General features: G+C 66.9%; 2 protein-coding genes and 1 pseudogene. 2 read left to right on the top strand and 1 reads right to left on the bottom strand.

The annotated features are described in order from the left end of the window. A partial coding sequence (locus EB084_25225; GenBank protein NDD31566.1) for a DUF1508 domain-containing protein occupies positions 1 to 221 on the top strand: 221 nt, incomplete at its 5' end. A gap of 312 nt (positions 222 to 533) precedes the next feature. After that, positions 534 to 1,241, top strand: coding sequence for a hypothetical protein (locus tag EB084_25220; GenBank protein ID NDD31565.1), 708 nt, complete (start codon positions 534 to 536; stop codon positions 1,239 to 1,241). A 179-nt stretch (positions 1,242 to 1,420) separates the two neighbouring features. Here EB084_25220 and EB084_25215 read toward each other — a convergent pair. Beyond that, positions 1,421 to 1,507: pseudogene (locus EB084_25215) on the bottom strand (acetyl-CoA carboxylase biotin carboxyl carrier protein subunit).

Here is a 1,507-nt window from a genome sequence, read left to right as displayed (position 1 = left end):
ACACCACGAAGACCAGCGCCAACGCGGGCATCGCCTCGGTGAAGACCAACGGCGCGGTCGTGGCCCGCTACGAAGTGCGCGCGGCGGCCGACGGCAACTCGTACTTCGTGCTCAAGGCGACCAACGGCGCGGTCATCGGCCGCAGCGAGATGTACGTCAGCAAGTCGGGCGCTGAGACGGGCATCCTCGCGGTGCAGCGCCTGGTCGGCGAGTCGAAGTAATCACCTTCTGAGGTCGTGGGGGACAACGCGCTCGAGGTGCCAAAGGGGGCACTTCGAGCGCGTTGCCGTTGCGGGGTGTCGAGCACGCGCGCCATGGGGTCGATTCGCGCCTCGACGCGGAGCGCACCATGTCGCTGTGGGTCGATTCAGTGGATGGCGCATGGCCTGACCGTGGCCGATGGGCAGTTCGTCGAACGGCACGTCGGGCGTCCGCCAAAGAAGAACCAGTCCCTCAGGTGAGACGCCAGAGGTACGCAGGAGTCCGCATTCGTTGATGTTCCGCGCGGCGCGCACCTTGCGAGAAGAGCCCTCATGCGCTCACACCTCTGCTTCGTCTTCGCTTCACTGTTCGCCACCGCCGCCTTCGCTCAGGACGACTTCTACGCTCGGCAACTCGAGAATCGTCAGTTCGAGGAACGGCAGTTCTCACAGCAGCTCGAGACGCGTCGAATCGAGACGCAACGCTTCGAGACCCAACGGGTCGAGCAGGCGCGCGTTCGCAAGGAGCAGGACCGCGCGGATCAACGGGACACCGACGTGCGCTTCGCTCAGCAGCAACGCGAGCTCGCCGCTTCGCGACGCGGGACGACACCGTTCACCGTGCCCGGGCAGATGCCTCCGGCTCGCGAGCGGCGCACGGCGTCACCGACGTGTCGCAGCCTGCACCTGACCGGGCTGGTGCTCGACGGCCAGACTGCGGGCGTGCGAGGCCCCGAGGGCCACAGCCTTCTCCTCGCTGCGTTCACTGGAGAGGTGGATGGCAAGCCTGCACGCCTCGTGGTCACGACGCCCATCGACGAATGGGGGTACGCGAGCGACGAGGTGGCCGTCTCGATTCACCGCAGAGCCGCAGGCAGCCGGTCGTGGTTTCACTCGAGGCTGAGGCTTGCGAAGAACGAGTACCACGGGTCTCCGAAGAAGGGCTCGTGGGCGCTCGAGGTGCGCGACGTCACCTTCGCGGATGGTGCGGGGTGCGTGTCGCTGGGGCGGCTCGAGGTGAACGTCGAGTGGAGGCAGTGAACAGTCATGGGTGGACGCCGTCTCCGCACGCGCACGGCGCCGATGCCCATCACCGGCACCGCCTGAGTTTGCGTTTCAGCGAGCGGAGGAGAAAGGTCGTCGTGCATGCACAGCCCAATGCGCTGCCTGTTCTTTCTGGCCCTCGTCTCCAGTTGCTCAGCCCCGCCAGAAACGACGCCTGACGCCTCAACAGGTGGCGGCGCAGCGACAGGTGGTGGCGCAGCGACAGGTGGTGGCGCAGCGACAGGTGGTGGCGCAGCGACAGG

The organism is Pseudomonadota bacterium, from assembly GCA_010028905.1.
Classification (GTDB): domain Bacteria; phylum Vulcanimicrobiota; class Xenobia; order RGZZ01; family RGZZ01; genus RGZZ01.
This window is presented reverse-complemented; position numbering and strand designations above follow the sequence as displayed.